The following is a 26974-nucleotide window of genomic DNA, read 5'->3' as shown; positions in this document are numbered from 1 at the left end:
ATCGCTGGCATTCATGTTGATGTGGCTACCGATGTATTGTTGAACGCGAAATGTACAGCAAAGATCAACACGCCCTAGTAACCTAAAAACTCAATCCAACGTTCAATTAACAACTCAAAGTCATCGATTCCACAGCTTGCTTGGCTTTCACAGTTATAGAAATCGAACTCACTGCCTTCTTCCATCTCTTGCTCATGCGCTAACACGTTTTCTTGAATCGTGACTTCATCTTCATTGATCGATAGGCTGATCTCTTTGCCTAACAGCGTCACTTCATTGCTCAGATCCTGCCTTGATTGCTCAATCAGCGTCATCACATGATCTAATTTCTGCTTGTCTTTACCGATCTCTTCTTGAAGCCAGCGGCCAACAATTTCATGGCCCATAGAAATAGAACAGTAGTAACTGCCATCTAAGGTGTTTTTCTTAAATTCATAGTCCATCTAATTCTCTTACATCATGACTTATCGTTTGTTGAAATTCGTATACAAGCGTTATCTGTATACAAGTGAGCCAACATTAATTAGTGCTATTATCAATTATTCAACGCTTCTAAACCACTACCCATTAAGCTTACTCGGTACTCTATGCAATTAAATGAAAATATCGCTCGTCAAATTGTTGAGCGAACAATGAAAATTATCTCTTACTCTATCAATGTGATGGATGAAAAAGGCTGCATTATTAGTTCAGGAGATCTCTCACGTTTACAACAAAAACATGAGGGGGCTATTCTTGCAATCAATGAAAAACGGACAGTAGAGATCGATCTGGCAACAGCCGATATGCTCAAAGGTGTGAAGCCAGGTATCAATCTACCAATTGTACACTGTAGTCAAGTCATCGGTGTCATTGGTATTTCGGGAACACCATATGAAGTGCGCCATTATGGTGAACTGGTCAAGATGACCGCAGAGCTTATCATTGAGCAATCTGCCCTAATGTCACAAGTCGAATGGAATAAACGCCATCGTGAAGAGTTGGTGCTACAGTTAATCCAAGGATCCACATTAAACGACAATCAACTAATTGCCATTGCCGAACGCCTTGACCTTGATCTATCTCAGCCACGTATTGCCGCTGTCGTCAAAGTCGAACCTAAAAAGAACCAACCACTGCAACTCGAACACTTACAACAGTTAGTTCATCTGCTTGAGTACCCTGAACGCGACAATTTAGTAGGTATCATTTCAGTATCACAACATGAGGTGGTGGTGCTCAAACCGATAACCCTCACCGAAGATGGGTGGTCAAAAGAGATTGAAATAAAAAGGGTAAATAAGTTACTCAACCGAATCAAAAAACAAGGCCAATTTACCATTCGTATCGCGTTAGGTGACTACTTTCCATCATTGGTTGGATTAGCTCAATCATACAAAACCGCCAAGCGAACCATGGATTTAGTTAAGCAACATTCAGGTCAAGTGTTTTTTTATCAAGATCACCGAGTACCTGTTCTACTGTCTGCAGTCAAAAATGAACCTTGGCAATTAGAACAACTTTGTCACCCCTACCAATTACTGCTAAGTCACGACTCTAGAGGCACGTTAACCAAAACCCTTAAGACCTATTTTGATCAAAATTGTGACATGCACCAAACTTGCGAATCACTCCATATTCACCGAAATACTCTACGCTATCGACTAGACAAAATATCCCACATAACATCATTAAATATCAATAACTTAGATTCAATAATACAGCTCTATTTAGGTTCAACCTATGATCAAGGAAATTAAATTATTGTTCAATTGCACAATAAAAACGCCATTAAATAACCAAAAATCTGTTCAAACATCCAAAGACTAGTTAACCATAACTGGATACATTATCCGCAGCTAATCAATAAGTCGGATGATTAAACATGATTGAAGTTTCTACTTTAGGTGCATTGGCCGCACTCGTCGTTGCCATCACACTCATATTGAAAAAAGTGCCACCAGCTTACGGCATGATCATCGGTGCTCTTGTCGGTGGTGTCGTAGGTGGTGTTTCATTGACCGAAACCGTCAACTTGATGATCGGTGGTGCTGAAGGTATCGTCACCTCTGTTATGCGTATTCTTGCAGCAGGTGTCTTAGCTGGCGTGCTGATCGAATCTGGAGCAGCAACGTCCATTGCTGAAACCATTGTCAAAAAAGTCGGCGAAACCCGCGCCTTACTAGCACTGGCTATCGCAACGATGATCTTAACAGCAGTAGGTGTCTTTGTTGATGTAGCTGTTATTACTGTATCGCCGATTGCACTAGCTATAGCACGTCGTGTTGATCTATCAAAAACAGCGATTCTTCTCGCTATGGTAGGTGGTGGTAAGGCGGGTAACGTGATGTCGCCAAACCCTAATGCGATTGCAGCAGCAGACTCGTTTGACGTCCCGCTCACTTCAGTCATGGCCGCTGGTATCATTCCAGGCCTTTTCGGTGTGGCGTTTGCTTACTTCTTGGCGAAACGCTTAGTCAACAAGGGATCCAAAGTTCACGAAAGCGAAGTTGTAGCCGTAGATCATTCTACACTGCCAAAATTTGCGACTGCGATTGTCGCTCCACTCGTAGCTATCTCTCTACTAGCACTTCGTCCAATAGCTGGAATTGCGGTAGACCCGTTAATAGCCCTACCACTGGGTGGCCTGTTAGGTGCCGTCGCTATGGGACGTTTTAAACAGAGCAATAACTATGCGGTCGCAGGACTATCTCGCATGGCTCCCGTTGCCGTCATGTTATTGGGTACTGGTACCATCGCAGGCATTGTCGCTAACTCAGGTCTAAAAGCCGACTTAATCGGTTTGCTAACCACTTCTGGCTTACCATCTTTCTTACTGGCACCTATATCAGGAGCATTGATGGCGCTGTCTACCGCATCAACAACGGCAGGTACAGTGGTTGCTTCCAGCGTATTTGCTGGCACGATCCTAGACCTCGGCGTTCCAGCTCTTGCGGGCGCAGCCATGATTCACTCTGGCGCTACAGTACTTGATCACATGCCGCACGGTAGCTTTTTCCACGCAACGGGTGGTGCAGTGCACATGGATATCCATGAACGCCTCAAACTTATTCCTTACGAATCTGCTGTCGGCTTAGTCATCGCGATTGTATCGGTACTTATCTTCGGTGTGTTTGGTCTGTTCGTTTAATTATTAAGGTTAATTATGAAAATTGTTATTGCTCCTGATTCATATAAAGAAAGCTTGACTGCAATGGAAGTAGCGTGTGCGATTGAGAACGGATTCAAACAAATCTTTTCCAACGCAGAGTATGTCAAACTGCCAATGGCAGATGGCGGTGAAGGAACGGTTCAATCTATGGTTGATGCAACCAATGGTTCCGTCATCAAATGCGATGTAACAGGTCCAATGGGCGAAACTGTGTCCGGTTTTTACGGCCTACTTGGCGACGGTAATACTGTCGTGATTGAAATGGCTGCCGCTTCAGGTCTGCATTTAGTTGAACCTGAAAAACGTAACCCTCTACTCACCACCACATTTGGTACTGGTGAACTGATTAAGGCAGCACTTAACAATGGTGCAAAGCACATTATTGTTGGCATCGGTGGCAGTGCTACGAATGATGGAGGCATCGGTATGGCTCAAGCTCTCGGTGCTAGATTACTCGATAGCAATGGTGAAGAGTTGGGCTACGGTGGTGGTGAGCTAGCAAGACTAACGACTATCGACTTATCAGGTCTTGATGTGCGATTACGTAATGTTCGTCTTGAAGTCGCTTGTGACGTAGATAATCCTCTTTGCGGCCCTAAAGGTGCTTCACATATCTTTGGTCCACAAAAAGGGGCGACACCAGAGATGGTCAACACATTAGATAGTAACCTAGCCCATTACGCTGAAATCATTAAAACCCAAGTCGGTAGTGATATTAAAAACTGCGCAGGCGCAGGCGCTGCAGGTGGTTTAGGTGCCGCACTTATCGGCTTATTAAATGCAGAGCTTCGCCCTGGAATTGATATCGTAATGGATGAAATCAACCTCTCTGAGATCGTTAAAGATGCAGACTTGGTTATTACAGGTGAAGGTCGTATCGATAGCCAAACGGTTCATGGCAAAACCCCAATTGGCGTAGCACGTACCGCAAAGCAGTATAATTTACCTGTCATCGGTATCGCGGGGTGCTTGGCCGATGATTGTGCTATCGTGCACGATCACGGTATTGATGTTGTCTTCTCGGTTGTCAATGCCGCGGTTGACTTACCAACGGCTCTCGCCCAAGCACAGGCAAATCTAGAACTAACTTCACGTAACATTGCCGCGCTTTATCAGTTAAAATAAAGCTCGGTACAAAACATCACGCTCCACAAAAAACCGCTGACTTCAAAATCAGCGGTTTTTATTTGCTATCAAACTTTTATTACACAGGCTCTTGGAATATCACGCAGGCTCTTGGAAAATAACCGTGTCTGCTTTTTCCGTGTACTGACCCATTTTATGGAAGTTCAGGTAACGGTATGTATCAGCAGCCGTTGCATTAATCTTTTCTGCGTACTCAAGGTACTCTTCTTTCGTTGGGATACGACCAAGAATCGCACCAACCGCAGAAAGTTCAGCAGAAGCTAGGTAAACATTCGCACCAGTACCCAATCGGTTCGGGAAGTTACGAGTAGACGTAGACATTACTGTCGACTTATCTGCAACACGTGCTTGGTTACCCATACACAGTGAACAACCCGGAGTTTCGATACGAACCCCAGCACGGCCGAAGATGCCGTAGTAGCCTTCTTCTGTCAGCTGATCTTTATCCATCTTAGTTGGCGGAGCAACCCATAGGCGAGTGTTTAGAGAGCCATTGAACTCTTCAAGCATCTTACCTGCAGCACGGAAGTGACCGATGTTCGTCATACAAGAACCGATGAACACTTCTTGAATTTCAGTACCTTGAACGTCAGAAAGAAGACGAGCATCATCTGGATCGTTTGGTGCACATAGGATTGGTTGATCGATGTCAGCAAGGTCTATCTCGATAACGTGAGCGTATTCAGCGTCTGAATCAGCAGACAGTAACTCAGGGTTCGCTAGCCACTCTTCCATAGCTGTAATACGACGTTCGATAGTACGAACATCACCGTAGCCTTCAGCGATCATCCACTTAAGCATCACGATGTTCGAGTTCAAGTACTCAGAAATAGACTCTTCAGAAAGCTTAACCGTACAACCTGCAGCAGAACGCTCAGCAGATGCATCAGAAAGTTCGAATGCTTGCTCAACAGATAGGTGCTCAACACCTTCAATTTCAAGTACACGACCAGAGAATTCGTTGATTTTACCCGCTTTCTCTACGGTCAGTAGACCTTGCTTGATGCCGTATAGAGGAATTGCGTGTACTAGGTCACGTAGCGTGATACCTGGCTGCATTTCACCTTTAAAACGAACCAAGATAGATTCAGGCATATCAAGTGGCATAACACCCGTTGCCGCCGCAAATGCGACTAGGCCTGAACCCGCAGGGAACGAAATACCTAATGGGAAACGAGTATGCGAGTCACCACCTGTACCAACAGTATCAGGAAGCAACATGCGGTTTAGCCATGAGTGGATAACACCATCACCCGGACGCAGTGAAACACCCGCACGGTTCATGATGAAATCAGGTAGCGTATGGTGAGTGTTAACATCAACAGGTTTCGGGTATGCCGACGTATGACAGAAAGACTGCATCACTAAATCAGCAGAAAAGCCAAGACATGCAAGGTCTTTAAGCTCATCACGCGTCATTGGGCCCGTCGTATCTTGAGAACCTACTGTTGTCATCTTAGGCTCACAGTATTGACCAGCGCGAACGCCTTCAACACCACAGGCTTTACCGACCATCTTCTGAGCTAGCGTGTAGCCTTTATCAGATGCAGATGGATCGATTGGTTTAGCAAACAAATCGGTCTCTTCTAAGCCAAGAGAATCACGAGCGCGGCTTGTTAGACCACGACCGATGATCAGTGGAATACGACCACCAGCACGCACTTCATCAAGTAATACCTTACCCAGTTCAAAGCTAGCAATCACTTCGTTGTTTTTGCGCACAACACCTTCGTATGGGAAGATATCGATAACATCGCCCATGTTCATGTTCTGTACGTCTAGTTCAATCGGTAGTGCGCCCGAGTCTTCCATGGTGTTGTAGAAGATTGGAGCAATTTTACCACCAAGACAAACACCGCCAGTACGCTTGTTTGGTACGTATGGAATATCTTCACCCATAAACCAAAGTACTGAATTTGTAGCAGATTTACGTGAAGAACCGGTACCGACAACGTCACCCACATAAACCAGTGGAATACCTTCTTTTTGTAGCTCTTCAATTTGAGTAATAGGACCAACTTTACCCTGCTCATCTGGAGTAATGCCGTCACGCTCCATTTTCAGCATCGCTTTTGCGTGTACTGGGATATCAGGACGAGACCATGCATCAGGCGCTGGAGATAAGTCATCAGTGTTGGTTTCACCGGTGACTTTAAATACTTTAACGGTAATTTTTTCCGCGACTTTATCTTTCGCGGTAAACCACTCAGCGTCAGCCCAAGACTGAAGTACTTGCTGCGCTGAAGCATTGCCGGCTTTTGCTTTCTCTTCTACGTCGTAGAACGCATCAAACATCAGTAGAGTATGAGATAAGGCTTTAACCGCGATAGGAGCAAGTTCAGCATCATCAAGTAGAGATACTAAAGGTTCGATGTTATAGCCACCTTGCATAGTACCAAGCAACTCTGCAGCTTTTGCTTTACTTACTAATGGAGATGCTACTTCACCTTTTGTGATCGCCGTAAGAAAGCCAGCTTTGACATAAGCAGCTTCATCAACACCAGGTGGAATGCGGTTTTCTAATAGATCAAGAATGATCTCTTCTTCACCTTGAGGTGGATTTTTAAGAAGTTCAACTAGGCCAGCTACCTGCTCAGCATCTAGTGGTTTAGGAACAACTCCTTCGGCAGCACGCTCTTCGACGTGTTTACGGTAGGCTTCAAGCACGACTATTTCCTCTCATTGCGGTCCATCCTTATAGTTAGAATAGGATTGGACATCCTTGGAAAACTTGGCAACTCCTTCGCCTGTTCAATCATTTTACTAAATTGAGGTCATTCAATAAAAGAGAATGGATAGCGTCAGAGAGACCAAACTGTGGGACGTAAGATAGCAAATTTAACGATAAATTAAAATCTCACCACTTTGACCAACATAGCAAGTTAAGATAAAAATGATGAGATTTTCACCGCTATCTAGAATGAAGTCCCGAGAATTAGATAAACCGAATCGTTGTTCTCTTCGGTTCGTCCATAAGCAAACATTATTGGTCCAAGTGGGGAATCTATTCCCGCAAAAACCGAACCCGCAACATACAATGGGGCATCATCAAAGCGAATATCCGTGTCATTCCATACACCGCCGTACTCCAATGAAGCACCGAGATATACCGGGGATTTAAACATGCCAAAATCGTTGTCAAACCAACGGTAACGATAAACGACACTACTAAATAATAGGTTGTTGCCAATCATACTGTTACGTGAAACACCCGACAGATTTAAAAAGCCACCCAGCTCTTTAGGCTCAATCGGAAATTCCCCAGTTGAATTTTCTACGGTACCGTAATCAAACCTACCGACAAAGGTATGGCGGTCAAAGCTATGTGCAGCGCTCGCTTCAAATGAGAACTCTTGCACTTGATCATCACTCACCCTCTCGATATCAATCGCACCACTCGGGTCTACGCTATCCAGTGAATACAGGTATTCAATGTTGAGATAGTAGCCTTTGGTTGGCAATGAAAAACTGTCCAGCGTGTCAACACGAAAATTGACGAAAGCGCCAAGGCGATCAAAATCGACTTTACCCGCAGAACCTATGGTCGAGAACTCAGCCTGACCTTTGGTATAACGGCCACCCAAGCGAATCAAGCGCCAGAGTTCCGTGTGAAAACCAACCGCAAACTCTGCCTGAAATTGCTTATAAGAGACAGGAGCAAAGTCATTGATCGCCCCTAAACTTGGCTCTGGAATTTCCCCAGTATCAAAATCAATCGGCATGTGACGCTGTTCATCGGTGTATTTTAGTGATGAGGTTGAGAACCAGTTTAAGTTGGATGACAACGGTGAGTAGAAATCGGCTTCGAGTAGCTTATCTGTACCCATTTCCACATTTGTTTTGATCTCTGCTCCATGACGATTGATATCGGTAAAGTTTATGGAAGCACCGATTGCATATTGGCTGCTTGTATCGAAGTCATCTTCCAAGAAGAAACGGAAATTTAGGTAGTTCGGACCCCAGCGCTTCTCCTCAACGTCAACCTTCAAGACATTTTCATCTTCGTGCTGGTCATACTGATAAGTCACACGTTCAAAGTGGTCCAAGACGTATAACCTATCAACACTTTCTTCAAGTTCATCAAAAGTCAGTATTTTACCTTGCTCTATACTCAGGCGATTTTCAATAACTTCATCGTTGTAATGCGAATTGTTGGCGACCTCGACACGGTCAACTTCAATCTCATGACCAAAATTTAGAGCACTTCTTCGCTTCTGTTTTTTGTCGATATAACGCTGAAACTCACTAGAAGAAACTGAGAGTTTTGCCAAATCATCGGCGTTCTCATGCGCGATTTGATAGCCCTTTTCAAAGGCAGAAGGCATGCGTTCAAATTCGGTGGTTTGCATATCACCCACTTCTGGGTGCATATAGACATCGCCTTCACGAAGGTAGCTTTTTTGCTCTCTCGTGTTGCGACGTACCATGTAGTTGGAAAGCTGGTCAGCCACCGTAAACAGGCTAGTAAACTCATCAAGCTCTTTGTAATCACTGCTTATATCAACTGCAATAACAACATCTGCACCCATCTCATAAGCAACATCGACAGGCATGTTGTTGGTAACACCACCATCGACTAATAATCGGCCATCAATTTCATAGGGAGGAAGTGCACCGGGCACCGACATACTTGCCATCATTGCATCGATCAAGTAACCATCACCGATCACGACCGGCTCTAGTTCAACGATGTCACTGGCCACTGAGCGGTATGGAATAGCTAGCTCATCAAAGGAGTCAAGGCGTGCTACGTTACCCGTGGTTTCACGCAAAATACGCAGCATCCCTTGCCCCTGTACTAAGCCACGAGGCGAACGAAACTCACCGAGTCCAATCCCTAACTCTGGATTGAGTGTGTAGCGATCTTCATACTCTTTATCGCGTACTCGACGCTCAGTGCGCGAAATACGGTCGCGATAACCGTCATTCCATTCAACACTGTAGATAAAGCTTTCAATCTCGTCTGCACTCATCCCTGTCGCATACAACCCGCCAACATACGACCCCATGCTAGTACCGGTAATGTAATCCACCGGGATTCGCATCTCTTCGAGGGCTTTAAGTACCCCAATGTGGGCTGCACCTTTTGCCCCACCTCCCGCAAGAACAACAGCTACCGTTGGCCTCTGATGAATCTGCTCAGCCTGTTGGGGTTGCTCTCCATGTTGAGACAGTTCTACCTGCTGAGACTGTTCTGCCGGGATGGTAGTGGATGCAAACAGCTGAACACTGATCACAGTACCGACAATGGCTAAGCCGCTTGCTAACCCACGAGAAATCATTATTTAACTGTCCTTATCATTGTCTTATGTTACGATTTTACCACTGAAAAAGCTTCTTTAGCCACTGTTTTGGCTGGCTTTCACAGCCCTTTTTAATATCGCCGTTCTCATCCCAAACGGGCAGTTTAACGCTACCATTACAGTCAAAATTCAATGCACCTTGTGGGGTACGAGTAAAGCTTGCCGTGACAACGCCAGTCGGCCAAGGCAATAATAACGGCTCAGGTGTTCTTTGTTGCAAATAATCAGCATAGACACGCAGCGCACCGCTAGAGCCGGTTAACTTGGTCGGTTTATTATCATCTCGCCCAAGCCAAATCGTTGTCACCTCACGGCCATCCACCCCAACAAACCAACTGTCTCGGCTATCGTTACTGGTCCCCGTTTTACCAGCTAACCCAGCCCACGCAAACTGACCTTGTAGGAAACGTCCTGTCCCTTCTGATACCCCGCGCTTCATCGCGTAGGTCGTTAGCCAAGCCGCTTGCTGATCAACACGCTGGGAAACCCTAGGGATTGATTGATATAACACCTCGCCATCATTATCGATCACAGAACGCAGCGAAGACAAAGGCGCAATACGGCCTGAGTTAGTGATGGTTTGATACATCTGCGCCACTTGGAATGGGGTCAGTGAAAATGAGCCTAAAAACATCGACGGTACCGGGCGAATCTCATTTTTATTAACGCCGAGCCTGCCAATTGTATCGGAGACGCTATCAATCCCTAATTGCATCCCCAAACGAACAGTGGGGACATTGTAAGACTTAGACAAGGCCACATACATCGGCACCTCACCACGGAACTTACGGTCGAAGTTCCTTGGGCTCCAGACACTGCCCTTACTGCCCTTCAAGCTCAGTGGTGTGTCCATCAAGGTGGAGGCCAATGTGTACTTCTTAGGTTGCTCTAACGCCGCTAGGTAAACAGCAGGCTTAACCAAAGAGCCAATAGGGCGGCTCGCATTCAAGGCGCGGTTAAAACCATCGTAGCCCGTTCGTTTCCCCCCCACCATCGCTCGGATTTCACCGGTATTCCTATCCACCGCAATCGCAGCTGCCTCTAGTTTATCGCCTGCTGTTTTCGATAACTCTGGCACCTTGCGTGCAATCGACTTCTCTAACTTATCTTGGGAAACCGGATCCAGAGAGGTAAAAACTCGAATCCCTTTTTTCGCTTCAAATCGCTCGCCAACATATTGCTTTAGCTCAATGTTAACCTGCTGAAAGTAAGCAGGCTGACGACTGGCAATACGTGGGTTGTCTTGAATGTCCAAATCACGACTAGTCGCCTCTTCGTACTGCTTCACCGTTAAGATATCTTGCTGCATCAACAAACGTAGAACCAAATCGCGTCGAGTCTTGGCGCGTTCTGGGTAACGAACTGGGTTGTAATACGAGGGGCCTTTGACCATGCCCACCAGCAAAGCTAATTGGTCGATACGCAGTTCTTGAATCGGTTGGCCGAAGTACATGCGCGAAGCCAAACCAAAGCCGTGAATCGCTTCACCACCATTTTGACCTAAGTAGACCTCGTTCAAGTAAGCTTCTAAAATACTGTCTTTGCTATAGCGATGATCCAAGATAAGCGCGATATAGGCCTCACGAACCTTACGCCATAACGTGCGTTCACTGGACAGAAACAGGTTCTTTGCCAACTGCTGAGTCAGCGTACTACCACCTTGTACAGTACGCCCTGCCTTGACGTTGACCACCATCGCCCGAGCGATAGCCAGTGGTGACACCCCATCGTGCTGATAGAAGTCTCGATCTTCCGTTGCCAATAACGCATCCACCATCACCTCTGGGAACTGGTTGCGTTTTAAGAATAGACGTTGCTCATCGTTACTTTTTTCAAGCATGCCGAGCATTTTCGGTTCGATGCGCAGGTATCCCATGTCGCCTTTTTTCTCTAACGACTGAATACGAGTTAATTCATTGCCATTGAAATGCAGCATCACATGACGATCGGCTTCCGGCCCATCAACAAATTCAAACGGGCGACGGATCATTTCAATCTTGGTCGACGAAGAAGAGTACTCCCCCGGATGGCGTGGAGCGCTCACTTTCCGATAATTAAGTACATCGAGCTCATTCTTGAGCTGTGTCAAACTGATCTGAGTCCCCGGAGACAAGTTCAGTACCCGTGCATAAACCACGGTTGGTAAGTCAAACAACTGGCCTTCAAAGCGCTGTTTAACCACAGAATCGAGATAAATACCGACAAACAACAGCAATGCCGCCAAGGCTAAACCCGCTTTCCAAGCAATCCCCCACACAACCTTAAGCCAACCTCTATAGCCTGTTCTCTTGGCTTTGAGTTTGGTCTTTTTCGCAGTGGCTCGCGGCTTTCTTGGTTTAGCTTTAGTCGCGGGTGACTTCTTTGCCGGCGCTTTTTTAGTGGGAATCTTTTTGGGCGTTAACATTTTGGTCATCATCGATTCAACTGTCGTTTGGTTTTAGTGGTTGCTACATGGTTGGCAGGATCATCTGGCCATGGGTGTTTGGGGTAACGGCCTTTCATCTCTTTTTGCACTTCTTTGTACGTGCCCGCCCAAAAGCCGGCTAAATCCTGAGTAATCTGTAATGGACGTTGTGCTGGAGAAAGCAACTCAAGCACAACCTTTTTACGTCCTTGGGCTATCAATGGTGAGTCTTGTTCACCAAAGACCTCTTGCATTCGAACCGAGATTACGGGCTCAGATTGATACTGGTATCGGATCGCCTTTTTACTGCCTGTCGGCATCACGTAATGCGTGGGCAGCCACTGGTCAATCTCTTGATTTAAAGGCCAACCAAGGTACGCCGAAAGAGCCTGTTCAATCGAAACGTTCATCAGCCCTTTCGCAGATTTAATGCCATTCAAATACGGCGATAGCCAGCTATCAAGATGCTCTACTAGGCTCGCATCATCCATCGCAGGCCAATCATGCTCTGGCATCCAAAGTTCTGCACAACGCACGCGCTCAACCAACTGCTTAGCCGAAGGTGTCCAATTTAAGCGATCCAGTCCACATCGAGCGACATAATTGAGCAGCGCTTGGCTCGCCTGATTCACATCGGGATCAGCTAAAGCCTTAGTGCTAATAATCAGCTTCCCTAAAGACACTCGCTGCTCGGCAACTAAACGCCCACGTTTCTCATCCCAATCGGCGTAATCGGAACGTACAAACAGTTTTGGAAATTCAGATTCGAGCTGCGCAATATCAACCGCAGTGGCCAAGAAAATTTGACTGGCTCGCCCTGTGCTGCGCATCAAATCAATCACTACGATATAGTCATTGCTTGCCAACGGATCATCATCACGAACCTCAGCGCCGTGGCCATTCGCGAGAAGGAAAGCACTGCTGGTCGCGCTTCTCACTTGTGCAATTCGGTCCGGAAAGGCAAAACAAAGCACTAATGGTAGCAATGATTCGTCAACTTGTGACAAATCTAAGTGATGATTGAGTTTGCTCGCGAGACTTTTCGCTCGATGCATCACAACGCTATTTTTGGAATGTTTTCTTTGCTTAAGTCGGTGCAAAGAGTGTTGAATATCCGTCACATTGCGTTCCGGCTCTTCCAGCAAAGCAGCGGCAACAATCGCGACATTCAATAAAGCAGGACTACCTTGCTGCGCTTTAACCAACATGCTAGCAATACGAGGCTCTAAACCTAAACGTTGGGCCTGTTTTCCTAATGCCGTAAATTGACCATTATCGTCTAACAATTCAAGAGTCTGTAAGAGTTGCTTGGCTTGTCCAATAGAGGCTTTTGGTGGAACGTCTAACCAATGCAGTTCATCGGCACTCGTAGCGCCCCATTGTGTCAATTCAGACACCAACGAAGACAAATCAGAATGAAGAATTTCAGGTTCTGGTACAGCCGGTTGCTGAATAAGTTGCGTTTCGCTGTACAAACGAACGCACAAGCCCTCTTCAATTCGTCCCGCACGGCCTGCTCGTTGTTCAGCAGAAGATTGCGAGATTTTCACTTGCTCAAGCTTAGTAATACCGGTTTTAAGATCGAACTTCGCCACACGTTCAAGCCCGGAATCCACCACCAATCGAATACCTTCAATCGTCAAAGAAGTCTCAGCAATATTGGTCGCTAACACCACCTTTCGACGCCCTTTCTCTGATGGCGCGATCGCTTTCTGCTGTTGAGGAAAGCTGAGTTGCCCGTACAGAGGGCAAACATCGATATCACTGGCAAGTTGTTCTAGTTGCGACTCCACCTGCTTAATTGCAGAAACGCCGGGCAAAAAAGCCAGAAGTGAGCCTGACTCTTTCTCCACCAGAGATCGAATCACATTGGCCATTTTAGGGGCTAGATATTCATTTGCGCTAAGAGGCTGATAACGGAAATCGACCGGAAAGGTGCGACCTTGTGATTCAACGTATTTGGCATTCGGCAGCAAAGTTTGCAGCGCTTGTTGATCTAAGGTTGCCGACATCACAACCACTTTTAGATCGTCACGCAATGCCTCTTGGATCTCCAAGCTAAACGCCAATGCGGTATCGGCGTGAATGCTGCGCTCATGAAATTCATCAAAGATCACCATATCAACCCCGGTCAATTCAGGGTCGGTTTGGATCATTCTCGTCATGATCCCTTCGGTGACGATCTCTAAGCGAGTTGCACTGCTGGTTTTAGATTCACCGCGAACTCTAAAGCCAATGCTCTCCCCCACCTTTTCTCCCAATTGGCTCGCTAAGTAAGTGGCAATATTCCTTGCAGCCAAACGCCTCGGTTCAAGTATGATGATTTTGCCTTGAACGGCGTTGGTCTTAACTAACTGTAAAGGGAAGAATGTTGACTTACCCGCACCGGGCGCGGCCTTTAGAATAAGTTGAGTATGTGTTTGTACGCCAGCGAGCAGATCTGGCATCACAGCTTCTATGGGCAGTTGTAGCAATGGGAGAACCTTGTGGTGTAATGTTGGCAACATTGTACATAAAAACCTAGCCGTCTAAATAAGTAATATGCACTTCACACCTCCATTAGAGTCCGCAACTCTAATCAAGCGCTACAAACGTTTTCTCACCGACATCAAACTTGCTGACGGCAGCGAACGTACTATTCATTGTGCCAATACAGGGGCAATGACGGGCTGTGCTACTCCGGGCAATACCGTGTGGTACTCAACATCAGATAACGCTAAAAGGAAGTATCCAAACAGCTGGGAGATCTCAGAAACCGACAAAGGTCACCGTATTTGCGTCAATACTGCAAGGGCAAACCAGCTGGCGGTGGAAGCAATTGAAAATGGGACTATAGTTGAACTCTTAGGTTATGACGCGTTACGAACCGAAGTAAAATATGGCAGCGAGAATAGTCGCATTGATATCCTGCTTGAAGATAACGAAAAACCGCCTTGCTATATCGAAGTCAAAAGCGTCACTTTGCTCGATGAACAACATATTTCAGCAAAGCAAGAAACGTCAACCAAAGGGCAAGGCTTCTTCCCTGATGCGGTGACAACCAGAGGCCAAAAGCATCTGCGGGAACTCACAGAAATGGTCGAATCAGGAAATAGAGCCGTACTTTTATTCACTGTTTTGCATTCAGGCATTGAAAAAGTGGCTGCGGCACACCATATAGATGCCAAATATTCGTTATTACTAAAAAAAGCACAAGACGCTGGAGTTGAAGTGCTTTGCTATAAGGCAGAGCTCAGCAGCACTCAAATACAACTGAAACAAACTGTTGAATTTATCAATAGCCAAGCAAATATGCTGAGCGAGTCACATTGATTAAAAGTTTGAATAAGAGTATTTGCCACCATTCGTTCTTTCTGCTATAGATACCCGCCTTAAAATTAGCTGCTTTGCAGTTGACTAGGTGTAAATAGGAGATGCTGTATGCCAGAATCTAAGAAAAAAGCGCTAGGCATCCTAGCCATCGCAGGTGTTGAACCGTATCAGGAGAGGCCAGGTGAAGAGTACATGTCGCCTGAGCAAACGGAACATTTTACAAAAATTTTAGCCGCTTGGCGCAACCAGCTCAGGGAAGAAGTTGATCGTACTGTGCATCACATGCAAGACGAAGCTGCGAATTTCCCAGACCCAGTTGACCGTGCTTCTCAAGAAGAGGAATTCAGCCTAGAGCTACGTAACCGTGACCGTGAACGTCGTCTTATCAAGAAAATTGAAAAGACGCTAGACAAGATCGAAGAAGACGATTTCGGCTTCTGTGATTCTTGTGGTATCGAGATTGGTATTCGTCGCCTAGAGGCTCGTCCAACGGCTGACCTTTGTATTGACTGTAAAACGCTTGCAGAGATCAAAGAGAAACAGATGCAAGGTTAATTCTTGCGGATGTAAAGAAAGGGAGCTTTGGCTCCCTTTTTTGTTTGCTACTTCAGTGAGATACATAAACATACTGCTCACAATTAAACCGTATTAAAGAGAGTTGCCCCCTCTTAAAGATTATGAAACGTCTTAAGAATCGGCGACTACGCTACCACCCAGATTAGGTTGTTGACACATGAATTATATCGGACGCTTTGCACCATCACCGTCAGGTCCACTTCATTTTGGCTCACTGGTTGCTGCACTTGGTAGCTACTTTCAAGCGAAATCTAAGCAAGGGCAATGGCTGGTTCGCATGGAAGACCTTGACCCGCCACGAGAAATGGCAGGCGCTGCCGATCTAATTCTTAAGACGCTTGAGGCTTACCACCTATTTTGGGATAGTGACGTCGTCTATCAAAGTCAGCGTCATGACCTTTATCAAGCTCAAATTGATCAATGGGTCGCCGATAACCAAGCCTACTACTGTCAATGCACCCGCAAACAGATCAAATCTTGGGGTGGCTTTTATACTGGTCACTGCCGAGACGCTGGATTAATGGATACGGGTGAGCAAGCGGTGCGATTACGCATGGATTTTCCGATAGAATCGTTTGACGATGTTCGCCATGGTACCATTCAAATTCCTAAAGCGCTGGCGGAAGAAGATTTTATTATCAAACGCAGAGATGGTCTATTTGCTTATAACTTAGCGGTTGTTCTCGATGACATCGAGCAGGGGGTAACAGAAGTTGTTCGAGGCGCTGACTTAATCGAGCCAACCGGTCGACAGATTAGTTTGTACCAAACCCTTAAGCAAACACCCGTGAGTTACTTGCACCTGCCCTTGGCAACCGATGCCTTGGGCAACAAATTATCGAAGCAGAACCATGCCACTGCGATAGATCTCGATAACCCGAAACCAACACTACTCGGCGCTATGCGCTTCTTGGGTTTCGATATACCACAGGTTATTAGTGAGGCTTCAATGGATGAGATCTTGTTATGGGGTTGCCAGCAATGGAGCGTCGATCAACTGTCAGATAGTTTACAGAAACAATATACCAAATAGCTCATAACTGACGGCAAAATAGTATAAACGACACATAAAAATGCCATAACTAACCACTATGGCAAAGCAGACAATGTTCTCAAATGGCTCGCGCTAAGCTATCATTAGCCGAAATTACACTCTGCACTACCACTTTGGACTAAGAGAAAAACAAAGTTGGCGATACCTACTTTGTTCTAAACTAATGAATACAAACGACAATAACCCAAGCGAACAACGCGGATTCCACGAATTGGCACTGAATGTATTTACTCGTCAAGAGCACAACATTTCACGCAAACAGATCAGCGACAACGCACTAAAAGTACTATATCGCCTGAACGGTGCGGGTTTTGACGCATTTTTAGTCGGTGGTGGTGTCCGTGATATCCTGTTGGGCTCTCAGCCGAAAGATTTTGATATTGCGACTAACGCAACGCCTGAACAAATCAAGAATCTATTCAGAAACTGCCGCCTAATAGGTCGCCGTTTCCGTTTAGCACACATCATGTTTGGCCGTGACATCATTGAAGTTGCGACGTTCCGTGGTCACCACCAAGAACCGTCGAAAAACGTCTCTGCTCAATCGAAAGAAGGCATGCTGCTACGCGATAACGTGTACGGTAGTGTCGATGAAGATGCAGAGCGCCGTGATTTCACGATCAACGCAATGTACTACAACATTGCAGACTACAGTATCCACGATTACGCCGGTGGTATCGAAGACTTAGAAGATAAGCTGATCCGCCTGATTGGCGATCCAGAAACGCGCTACCGCGAAGACCCTGTGCGCATGCTGCGTGCAATGCGCTTCGCCGCAAAACTGGATTTCGATATTGAAGAAGAGACTGCCGAGCCGATTGAAGAGCTAGCACACCTTCTCAAAGATATCCCAGCGGCGCGACTTTACGAAGAGTCTCTGAAATTACTGCAATCTGGTCACGGTTTAGAAACCTACCACCTGATGCGTGAATATAACCTCTTCCAGCAAATGTTCCCTGTCGTAGCGGAATACTTCACTGAAGGTTACGACTCGTACACCGAACAGATGCTGGATTTGGTGCTCGACTCGACCGACCTTCGCATTGAAGATGGCAAACGCGTCAACCCGGCATTCATGTTTGCCGCGATGCTTTGGTACCCAATGAACAAACTGGCTGATCAACTGGTCGCTGAACAAGGTATGGCGCACTACGATGCGATCATGGAAGCGAGCAACATCATTCTTGATCAGCAAGTCAAATCGATTGCCATTCCTCGTCGTCATACTGCGACTATTCGTGAAGTTTGGCAGCTGCAGTTACGCCTGCCTCGCCGTAACGGTAAGCGTGCCGTTCGCCTTATGGAGCTCAACAAGTTCCGTGCAGGCTACGATTTCTTAGAAATGCGCGGTGAAATTGAGGGTGGCGAAACCAAAGAGCTGGCGAAATGGTGGGAGCGTTACCAAACAGCAGGTCGCAATATACGCCAAGCGATGGCGAACGACGTCGCAGCGCCATCAAAATCCGGTCATCGTCGCCGTAAGACTTACCGAAACAAAAAGAGTAAGCAATCCGAATGATAACGGCTTATATTGCGGTCGGCAGCAACCTTGCCGACCCAGTTAGCCAAGCAAATTTGGCTATCGAAACACTAAAAAACCTACCGCGATCAACGTTTGTTGCGACCTCTCAACTATATAGTAGCACGCCAATGGGGCCGCAAAATCAACCAGACTACATCAACGCGGTAGTGGCAATCCAAACCGAATTAACGCCAATTGAACTGCTTGATTGCACTCAAGCTATCGAGCTAGAGCAAGGGCGCGTCCGTAAAGACGAACGTTGGGGACCAAGAACCTTGGATCTCGATATCGTTTTATACGGCAATGAGGTGATCGATTCAGAGCGCTTAACCGTTCCTCATTACGGAATGAAAGAACGAGAGTTCGTACTCTATCCGCTTGCTGAAATCGCACCAAGTTTACAACTCCCTGATGGGACTGAGCTGACAGACTTACTCAAAATAATCGATAAGAACGGGCTCAATGTTTGGCAACAATAGCCAAACGCATTAAGGAAACCCAATGAAAAAGATAACCATTAACGACCTGATCAAATGCAAACGTGAAGGTCGTAAGTTCGCGACTTCGACCGCTTATGATGCGAGCTTTGCTCAATTATTCGAAAGCCAAGAAATCCCATTGCTGCTTGTCGGTGACTCGCTTGGTATGGTGTTACAAGGCCAAACGGATACCTTACCCGTGACCGTGGAAGACATTGCTTACCACACTCGCTCAGTGCGCGCTGGTAGCCCAAACTGTCTTCTTATGGCTGACATGCCTTTCATGAGCTATGCAACCCCTGAGCAAGCCTGCGAGAGCGCTGCTACCCTAATGCGTGCGGGTGCGAACATGGTAAAAATCGAAGGCGGTAGCTGGTTGATTGAGACGGTTAAAACACTCACAGAGCGTGCAGTACCGGTATGCGCTCACTTGGGCTTAACGCCTCAATCGGTGAATATCTTTGGTGGTTACAAGGTTCAAGGTCGCGGTGAAGAGCAAGCCGACAAAATGGTCGCAGATGCACTAGCCCTGCAAGAGGCTGGCGCTCAAATCGTTCTCCTAGAATGCGTGCCAGCCGCACTGGCAAAACGCATCACAGAAGCGTGTGACGTGCCCGTTATTGGCATTGGCGCAGGTAACGTGACCGATGGTCAGATCTTAGTGATGCATGACATGTTCGGCATTTCTGCGAACTACATGCCTAAGTTCTCTAAGAATTTCCTCGCTGAAACCGGCGACATGCGTAAAGCTGTTGCGGTATATAAAGAAGAAGTTGAGAGCGCTCGCTTCCCTGATGAAGCTCACACTATCGCTTAGGAGTAACTATGCAAACTTTTGCTGAAATAACAGCTCTTCGTGAGCAGATTAAACAGTTTAAGCGTGATGGACGTACGGTTGCTTTTGTCCCGACAATGGGAAACCTGCATGAAGGTCATCTCACTCTAGTAAAGAAAGCGCGTGAACTGGCTGACATTGTTGTGGTCAGCATCTTTGTTAACCCAATGCAGTTTGATCGCACCGATGACCTCAATAACTACCCTCGCACGTTAGAAGCGGATTTAAGCAAGCTAACTGGCGAAGGGGTTGAGTTGGTATTTACCCCGACCCCAGAAATCATGTATCCAGATGGCCTAGACAAGCAGACATTTGTTGAAGTCCCTGGTATATCTCAGATGCTAGAAGGGGCATCTCGCCCAGGTCACTTCCGTGGCGTCGCGACGATTGTCACTAAACTGTTTAATATCGTTCAGCCAGATTTTGCATGTTTCGGCGAGAAAGATTTTCAGCAACTTGCAATCATTCGCCAGATGACCACTGACCTGGCGTTAGACATCCAGATCGTGGGTGTGGCAACGGTTCGTGAAATGGACGGTTTAGCCATGAGTTCGCGCAATGGCAACCTGACGTTTGATGAACGCCAGCGTGCGCCCGTTCTGGCACGCAGTATGCGTTGGATCAGCAGTGCAATTCGTGGCGGTCGTGATGATTACGCTTCAATCATTGAAGATGCAACAGACCAGCTTCGCGCTGCAGATCTTCAACCTGACGAGATCTTCATTTGTGATGCGAAAACGCTGCAAGCGATCACTGCAGAATCAACTCAAGCCGTGATTCTAATGTCGGCTTTCCTAGGTAAGACCCGTCTTATCGATAACCAAATATTAGATTTGGTCACGGAAACCAAGGAAGAAGTGAAAGAAGAAACCGCAGACTAAGCGGATTCTGCTTGATACGCAGAACATAAAACGCGAAGCAAAGACACAAAAAAGGTCGATATTACATCGACCTTTTTCTTTACCTGTTATTCAGGATAACCAGTTATTTACTACGATTGGTATTAGCTACGTAAGCCAATCCCCTTGGTCACTAGGTAGTGTGCAATGCCATACAGCACAACAATAAACACACCTAGTACGCCAAACGACGTCACGATGCCCACATCAGACACACCTAAGAAGCCATATCGGAACGCGTTGACCATGTACACAATCGGGTTCAATTTCGATAGTCCTTGCCAGAACTCAGGCAATAGACTGATCGAATAAAACACACCGCCAAGATAGGTCAGTGGCGTTAAGATGAAGGTTGGAATGATTGAAATATCATCAAAGGTACGGGCGAAGACGGCGTTGATTAGGCCGCCAAGCGCAAACACGATCGATGTTAATAACACCGTCGCGATGATCACGCCCCAGTGGTCAACTTGTAGGTCAACAAAGAACAGTGAAACGAACGTCACTATCGTACCCACTAACAAGCCACGAACTACGCCGCCCATCACGAAACCTGCGATAATCACGTAGTTAGGAACCGGAGCGACAAGCAGCTCTTCAATGTTCTTCTGAAACTTGGCACTAAAGAACGACGAAGCAACGTTAGAGTATGAGTTGGTGATCACCGACATCATGATCAAACCAGGCACTATGTATTCCATGTAACTAAAGCCGTTCATCTCGCCAATGCGCGCACCAATCAGGTTGCCGAAGATGATGAAATACAGCGTCATAGTAATCGCAGGTGGCACGAGAGTTTGCACCCAGATGCGGGTGAAGCGATTGATCTCTTTGGTCAACAAGCTACAAAAAGCAGTCCAATAAAGGCTGTACATATTATTTACTCCCCTCACGGACGATACTGACAAACAACTCTTCTAAACGGTTGGCTTTATTACGCATAGAGAGGACTTTCACCTGTTGCTCACTCAATTGAGAAAAAATGGTATTCAAACCTAGGTTCTTATCAATTTCGATTTCTAACGAGCCGTTAACCATCACTTGGCTATTGACCCCCTCAAGCTTAGGTTCAACCACACCCTCTTCCAGATCTAGAATAAAGGTCTCTGCGCTTAGCTTACCTAGCAGCGCCTTCATGGTCGTATTCTCAATCAGCTCACCGCGATTGATGATACCAATATTGCGACACAGCATTTCTGCTTCTTCTAGGTAGTGGGTAGTCAGAATAATGGTGATGCCCTGCTTTTCGTTGATCTCTTTCAAGAACTCCCACATTGAGCGACGCAGCTCAATATCAACCCCTGCCGTTGGTTCATCAAGGATCAACAGTTGTGGCTCATGCATCAGTGCACGCGCGATCATCAAACGGCGCTTCATACCACCAGACAAAGTACGCGCCCGTTCACCGCGCTTTTCCCACAAATCGAGTTGAGATAGGTATTTTTTCGCTCTCTCTTTCGCCAGTGCTTTTGGCACACCGTAATAACCGGCTTGCTGCAACACAATCTGTTCAACGGTTTCGAACGGATTAAAGTTAAACTCTTGAGGGACTAAACCTAGATTTTGTTTCGCCAGCTCCAAGTCGGTATCGATGTCATAGCCGAACACCTTAACCTTGCCAGAGGTCTTGTTAACCAGAGAGGAAATCACACCAATAGTGGTCGACTTTCCGGCACCGTTAGGGCCAAGTAACGCGTAAAAATCGCCTTTTTCTACTTGTAAACTAATGCCTTTAAGAGCTTCAAAGCCCCCAGCATAAGTTTTTCTTAATTGCTCAATTTCTAATGCATACATAGAGATAGACTGCCATTTGCTATAGATAGATGTTGATGACCGAGCATGAGGAAGAGAGTGAAACGTAAAACGAACTAGCTGAAGCTAACTCAAGATTTGTCTACTCGGCCATTTTACGAACAAGTTTATCGTTGATTGACGATGAATACAAATGTCGATTCGTGCTTTATTTTTTAAACAATGGAAGTTCTAAGCTAACTGAAAACAATGCATGTGTTCGATAAATAAAAAAATGCCGCTAAGTCATTCGCTTAACGGCATTCTTATCAGAATAAAATGATGAACCGATTAATAAAATAAATTCACCTCTGAAGCTTAGACTGACTCAAATTGGTACTCGTCTCTCTCAACATAGCTGGTTGCAGCCGTCAGCGCTTCATATCTGAATCGGTAAGTATTTGATTCAGGAACCAAGTCAATTACATGGAATTTCTCAAGCTGCTGGCGCGTATTTTCATTAGGACACAACAAGTACACCTCACACTGCGCATCCAAGGCATCTTTAATCGCGTTTTCTAAAGCCAGCCCAACCGTTACGTCGATCATCGGAACGTTCGTTAGATCTAAGATCATCGCCTCATAATCAGAGATACTGGAGTGCTGGCGAGAAATCGCCTTTGAAACGCTGAAGATCATCGGCCCAGAAAGATAGAAAAACAGCACTTTACCATTCGCGCTATCGAGTAGCTGACGTTCACTATCTGTGAGTGGAATATCATCTTCGTTATCACCATCACTGATCGCCTTAACTTGCCTAGCTTGCTCTCGGCTGAGCCTTTCAATGATAAGGATATTCGAGATAAAGACACCAAGCCCTACCGCAATAATAAGGTCAACGAATACGGTTAGCAGCATTACACCATACATAACGCCCATGCCAGCATAACTGACCTTGTGTGCGCGCTGAATGAAACTCCAATCAAGGATGTTGAAACCCACATACATGGCGATACCTGCCAACACCGCCATAGGAATAGGTTCGGTTAAGCCACCAGCTACCAAAACAACTAGCGCTAATACTAAGGCACGGATTACACCAGACAGTGGAGAGCGTGCACCAACCTGAATATTGGTCACAGTACCCATAGTCGCCCCCGCACCAGGCAGTGCGCCGAACAGGCCAGAAAGCATATTTGCGATACCTTGTCCTCGCAGCTCTTTATCAGAGTCATGCTCTTTACGAGTCAGTGAATCACCGATAACCGCAGTCAAAAGCGTGTCAATACAACCCAGCGTACCAAGCACTAGGGCGTCGATAACCATAGTGGTGAACTGCTCGCTGCTGATCGTCGGGATCACAAGAGAAGGCAGCCCCGCTGGGATTTCACCAATGCGGCGAATAGAATCGGTATCGAAGAAGATAACAGACAGCAGAGTCACAGCCACTAACGCGACCAGTTGCGCCGGCACATATTTACGGTATTTTGAAGGAAAACCAAACAGGATACCGAGCGTCAATGCACCTAAAAACAGCTCGCTGATTTTCATGTTGGCTAAGGTATCAGGCAGCACAGACAGTGTACCCATTACGCCACCTGATGGTGCGGCGTGTCCTAATAAAGGCGAAAGCTGCAAGATGATCAGAATAACACCGATGCCCGACATAAAGCCGGAGATCACGCTATATGGCATCAAGGTAACGTATTTACCGAGCTTTAATGTGCCTAATACTATCTGAAATGCTCCGGCCATCATCACCACGGTAAAGGTCATCGCCATGCCCGTCTCAGGGTATTTAGCGACCATACTGGTCATCACCGCTGTCATGATCACCGTCATCGGCCCGGTGGGCTCTGAGATCAAGCTGCTTGAACCGCCGAACAGTGCCGCAAATAGGCCGACCATAATCGCGCCCCATAACCCCGCCTCAGCGCCTGCTCCAGAAGCAACACCAAATGCCAACGCTAAAGGCAATGAGATGATCGCGGTTGTCACACCACCAAACATATCCCCTTTGAGATTGATATCCGTAAAACGACTTCCCAACAAAATACACCTTCCCTGATGATTGAAATGACAAACCTTATCACTGTAACAAATGGATCGCCCTCTCAGAAAGTGTTAATGCAATTACATTATTTATGTCTTATAACCAGAACTGTATTTTTTAGCTAAGTTAATGATTTTAAGAACTATGAGACATCAGACGAGTGCTATTTGACACAGTTTTTACAAGATTGAATTTATAACATTGTGTATAGTTGGGGTTCTTAATTAAGGGATGTAAGACGCAAAATGCCAGAGATTAAACAGCTTTTTGAAAACAACTCTAAATGGTCTGAAGAAATCCGCTCTGAAAGACCTGAGTATTTTACAACGCTTGAAGAGGGTCAAAGCCCTGGTTTTTTATGGATCGGCTGCTCAGATAGCCGTGTTCCAGCCGAGCGTCTCACCGGTTTATATTCAGGCGAACTGTTTGTTCACCGTAATGTGGCAAACCAAGTGGTTCATACTGACCTAAACTGCCTATCCGTGGTGCAATACGCGGTCGACGTACTCAAAGTAAAACACATTATCGTTTGTGGTCACTACGGTTGTGGCGGTGTCAATGCCGCAATTGATAACCCTAGGCTAGGTCTTATCAATAACTGGTTGCTGCACATTCGCGATAATTACCTAAAATATCGCAAGCAAATTGAATCACTGCCTCGTGAACAATGGGCAGATAAACTGTGCGAAATTAACGTTGCAGAGCAGGTGAACAACCTAGGCAACTCGACCATCATGCAAACCGCATGGGAACGAGGCCAAGACGTGGAGATCCACGGTATGGTTTATGGGATCGGTAATGGCAAACTGCAAGACCTTGGGGTACGTTGCTCAAGCTATGAGACATTAGAAAACCTTCACTTAGATGCGATTGAAAAGATCTTATCAAAGCCAACCCTTAGCTAGTCTATGCTCTAAAAACAAGGCTCGCATAATGCGAGCCTTGTTTGTTTATATTGTTCTCAGAGTGGCGATTACTGTTCAGCAGAGTCGTTATTACTCTTGAGGTACCACTTTACCGATGTACGGCAGGTGACGATACTTCTGTGCATAATCGATGCCCACACCCACAACGAACTCGTCTGGGATTTCAAAACCGATCCATTTCGTATCAACCGTCACTTCACGACGTGAAGGCTTGTCTAGTAGTGTACAAATCTCGATAGATTTTGGACCACGTAAGCTCAGGATCTCTTTTACCTTAGTCAAGGTGTTACCCGTATCGATAATATCTTCGACAAGCAGTACGTCTTTGCCTTGTATATCGTCATCAAGGTCTTTCAAAATACGAACATCGCGTGAGCTTTCCATGCCGTTGCCGTAGCTAGATGCGGTCATGAAATCAACTTGGTGGGTTAAATCGATAGCACGAGCAAGATCCGCCATAAAGACAAAGGAGCCACGTAACAGACCCACTAAGACAAGATCTTCACTACCTTGATAGTGCTCCGTGATCTGTTTGCCTAGTTCGTTCACTCGATCCTGAACTTCTTGCTCAGAGATCATGACTTCAACTGTATGCTTCATACTGTTCTCATTTTATTTGGTGATTGCGACGAGTGCTGATCGTTTAATCTCAGATGTCGCTCAATTTTGAGGATAAGTCTAGCATTGCTCAAATATCCGTACCACCATGCGGGGCGAATTTAATATTATATGGTCAACGCAATCCCCACCAATCCTTCGCCCAAGACCCGCTTTCGCTTCCTCCTGTACAAATCACACTCGGGTCCAAGTGTGTTTCCCCTGTCTACAAAACCATCAAAAAGGATTGACCATTTGCATATGCACCATTACACTCATCTTGGCTTAAATAATAATAAAATCATTAATATAAAAATTCGTTGGCAAGGAACATAAAATGGACTCAATATCTAAGAGGCCTAGAACTAGGCTTTCCCCCCTAAAAAGAAAACTCCAATTAATGGAGATCGCCCTTGAGGTATTCTCTCGTCGCGGTATTGGCCGTGGTGGACACGCTGATATTGCAGATATCGCTCAAGTCTCTGTCGCAACCGTATTTAATTACTTCCCAACTCGTGAAGATTTGGTTGATGAAGTACTGAATCATGCGGTACGCCAATTCTCTAGCTTCCTTTCTGACAATATCGATCTCGATATTCACGCAAAACAAAACCTGCATAATATTGCAACTGAAATGGTGACCTTAGTGGCGCAAGATAGCCATTGGTTAAATGTGTGGTTCGAGTGGAGTGCATCGACTCGCGATGAGGTATGGCCGCTGTTCGTTACAACGAATCGTACCAACCAAATGCTGGTGCAGAACATGTTTATCAAAGCGATTGAACGTGGCGAAGTCAGCGACAAGCACAATCCAAAACACCTAACTAACCTGTTCCATGGCATTTGCTACTCACTCTTTATTCAAGCGAAACGTGTAGAAATGCCTGAAGAGCTTTCAAGCTTAACGGATAGCTACCTAAACATGCTGTGCATTTATAAGTAGATTCGAGAAGAATTACGAAGGGTTGACCTAGTGGGTCAACCCT

At 46.0% G+C, this 26974-nt stretch carries 21 protein-coding genes; 12 read left to right on the top strand and 9 right to left on the bottom strand.

Translation table 11 applies throughout. The features are described from left to right. Positions 1–74 precede the first annotated feature (74 nt). Entirely contained in the window at positions 75–443 is a 369-nt protein-coding gene (locus Q1A70_RS03345; RefSeq protein ID WP_299686871.1) for a YacL family protein, read from the bottom strand. 144 nt (positions 444–587) lie between these two features. Here Q1A70_RS03345 and Q1A70_RS03340 point away from each other — a divergent pair, with 144 nt between their 5' ends. From Q1A70_RS03340 to Q1A70_RS03330, 3 genes are all read left to right on the top strand, one after another. Next, the gene (locus tag Q1A70_RS03340) at positions 588–1739 is read left to right on the top strand and encodes a sugar diacid recognition domain-containing protein (RefSeq protein WP_299686873.1); all 1152 of its coding nucleotides are present in this window, start codon (positions 588–590) and stop codon (positions 1737–1739) included. A 125-nt stretch (positions 1740–1864) separates the two neighbouring features. Further along, positions 1865–3130 (top strand): GntP family permease, encoded by a 1266-nt coding sequence (locus Q1A70_RS03335; RefSeq protein WP_299686875.1) that lies wholly within the window; start codon positions 1865–1867, stop codon positions 3128–3130. A 15-nt stretch (positions 3131–3145) separates the two neighbouring features. Then, the gene (locus Q1A70_RS03330; protein WP_299686877.1) at positions 3146–4276 is read left to right on the top strand and encodes a glycerate kinase; all 1131 of its coding nucleotides are present in this window, start codon (positions 3146–3148) and stop codon (positions 4274–4276) included. Positions 4277–4375: 99 nt separating this feature from the next. Here the strand turns inward: Q1A70_RS03330 and acnB are convergent, their stop codons facing one another. The 4 genes from acnB to hrpB all read right to left on the bottom strand — a co-directional run bounded on the left by acnB (position 4376) and on the right by hrpB (position 14511). Beyond that, the gene (gene acnB / locus Q1A70_RS03325) at positions 4376–6964 is read right to left on the bottom strand and encodes a bifunctional aconitate hydratase 2/2-methylisocitrate dehydratase (protein WP_299686879.1); all 2589 of its coding nucleotides are present in this window, start codon (positions 6962–6964) and stop codon (positions 4376–4378) included. 248 nt (positions 6965–7212) lie between these two features. Further along, on the bottom strand, positions 7213–9579 hold the full coding sequence (locus tag Q1A70_RS03320) for a patatin-like phospholipase family protein (RefSeq protein WP_299686881.1): 2367 nt from the start codon (positions 9577–9579) through the stop codon (positions 7213–7215). Positions 9580–9616: 37 nt separating this feature from the next. Next, a complete protein-coding gene (gene mrcB / locus Q1A70_RS03315; RefSeq protein WP_299686883.1) occupies positions 9617–12016 on the bottom strand; it encodes a penicillin-binding protein 1B in 2400 nt (799 codons plus the stop codon). Next, on the bottom strand, positions 12013–14511 hold the full coding sequence (gene hrpB, locus Q1A70_RS03310) for an ATP-dependent helicase HrpB (RefSeq protein ID WP_299686885.1): 2499 nt from the start codon (positions 14509–14511) through the stop codon (positions 12013–12015). The genes mrcB and hrpB overlap by 4 nt, the downstream gene beginning before the upstream one ends. 34 nt (positions 14512–14545) lie before the next feature. Between hrpB and sfsA the strand changes: the two genes are divergently transcribed. From sfsA to panC, 7 genes are all read left to right on the top strand, one after another. Continuing rightward, complete coding sequence (gene sfsA / locus Q1A70_RS03305; protein WP_299686887.1) at positions 14546–15316, top strand: DNA/RNA nuclease SfsA; 771 nt, start codon at positions 14546–14548, stop codon at positions 15314–15316. Between the two features lie 108 nt (positions 15317–15424). Next, positions 15425–15871, top strand: a complete 447-nt coding sequence (gene dksA, locus Q1A70_RS03300) for an RNA polymerase-binding protein DksA (RefSeq protein ID WP_299686889.1) — start codon at positions 15425–15427, stop codon at positions 15869–15871. Between the two features lie 178 nt (positions 15872–16049). Continuing rightward, positions 16050–16925 carry a tRNA glutamyl-Q(34) synthetase GluQRS gene (gene gluQRS, locus Q1A70_RS03295; RefSeq protein WP_299686891.1) on the top strand — a complete coding sequence of 292 codons (876 nt, stop codon included), beginning with the start codon at positions 16050–16052 and terminating at the stop codon, positions 16923–16925. A 184-nt stretch (positions 16926–17109) separates the two neighbouring features. Next, entirely contained in the window at positions 17110–18465 is a 1356-nt protein-coding gene (gene pcnB, locus Q1A70_RS03290) for a polynucleotide adenylyltransferase PcnB (RefSeq protein ID WP_299686893.1), read from the top strand. Next, a complete protein-coding gene (gene folK / locus Q1A70_RS03285; RefSeq protein ID WP_299686895.1) occupies positions 18462–18947 on the top strand; it encodes a 2-amino-4-hydroxy-6-hydroxymethyldihydropteridine diphosphokinase in 486 nt (161 codons plus the stop codon). Before pcnB ends, folK begins: the two co-directional genes overlap by 4 nt. Before the next feature lie 22 nt (positions 18948–18969). After that, positions 18970–19764: a 3-methyl-2-oxobutanoate hydroxymethyltransferase gene (gene panB / locus Q1A70_RS03280; protein WP_299686897.1), complete on the top strand. Its 795-nt coding sequence runs from the start codon at positions 18970–18972 to the stop codon at positions 19762–19764. An 8-nt stretch (positions 19765–19772) separates the two neighbouring features. Beyond that, on the top strand, positions 19773–20663 hold the full coding sequence (gene panC / locus Q1A70_RS03275; RefSeq protein WP_299686899.1) for a pantoate--beta-alanine ligase: 891 nt from the start codon (positions 19773–19775) through the stop codon (positions 20661–20663). Positions 20664–20785: 122 nt separating this feature from the next. Here panC and Q1A70_RS03270 read toward each other — a convergent pair whose 3' ends face one another. The 3 genes from Q1A70_RS03270 to Q1A70_RS03260 form a co-directional block, all read right to left on the bottom strand. Next, positions 20786–21556, bottom strand: coding sequence for an ABC transporter permease (locus tag Q1A70_RS03270; protein ID WP_299686901.1), 771 nt, complete (start codon positions 21554–21556; stop codon positions 20786–20788). Position 21557: 1 nt separating this feature from the next. Then, positions 21558–22475: an ABC transporter ATP-binding protein gene (locus Q1A70_RS03265; protein WP_299686903.1), complete on the bottom strand. Its 918-nt coding sequence runs from the start codon at positions 22473–22475 to the stop codon at positions 21558–21560. 315 nt (positions 22476–22790) lie between these two features. Beyond that, positions 22791–24422 (bottom strand): SulP family inorganic anion transporter, encoded by a 1632-nt coding sequence (locus tag Q1A70_RS03260; RefSeq protein WP_299686987.1) that lies wholly within the window; start codon positions 24420–24422, stop codon positions 22791–22793. Positions 24423–24710: 288 nt separating this feature from the next. Between Q1A70_RS03260 and can the strand changes: the two genes are divergently transcribed. Further along, positions 24711–25370 (top strand): carbonate dehydratase, encoded by a 660-nt coding sequence (gene can, locus Q1A70_RS03255; protein ID WP_299686905.1) that lies wholly within the window; start codon positions 24711–24713, stop codon positions 25368–25370. 90 nt (positions 25371–25460) lie between these two features. Here the strand turns inward: can and hpt are convergent, their stop codons facing one another. Continuing rightward, entirely contained in the window at positions 25461–25991 is a 531-nt protein-coding gene (gene hpt / locus Q1A70_RS03250; RefSeq protein ID WP_060982661.1) for a hypoxanthine phosphoribosyltransferase, read from the bottom strand. 334 nt (positions 25992–26325) lie between these two features. On the opposite strand from hpt, the gene Q1A70_RS03245 reads away from it, so the two are divergent. After that, entirely contained in the window at positions 26326–26931 is a 606-nt protein-coding gene (locus Q1A70_RS03245; protein ID WP_299686910.1) for a LuxR/HapR/OpaR family quorum-sensing transcriptional regulator, read from the top strand. The last annotated feature ends 43 nt before the right edge of the window (positions 26932–26974 follow it).

The organism is uncultured Vibrio sp. (assembly GCF_947488985.1).
Lineage (GTDB): Bacteria > Pseudomonadota > Gammaproteobacteria > Enterobacterales > Vibrionaceae > Vibrio.
This window is presented reverse-complemented; position numbering and strand designations above follow the sequence as displayed.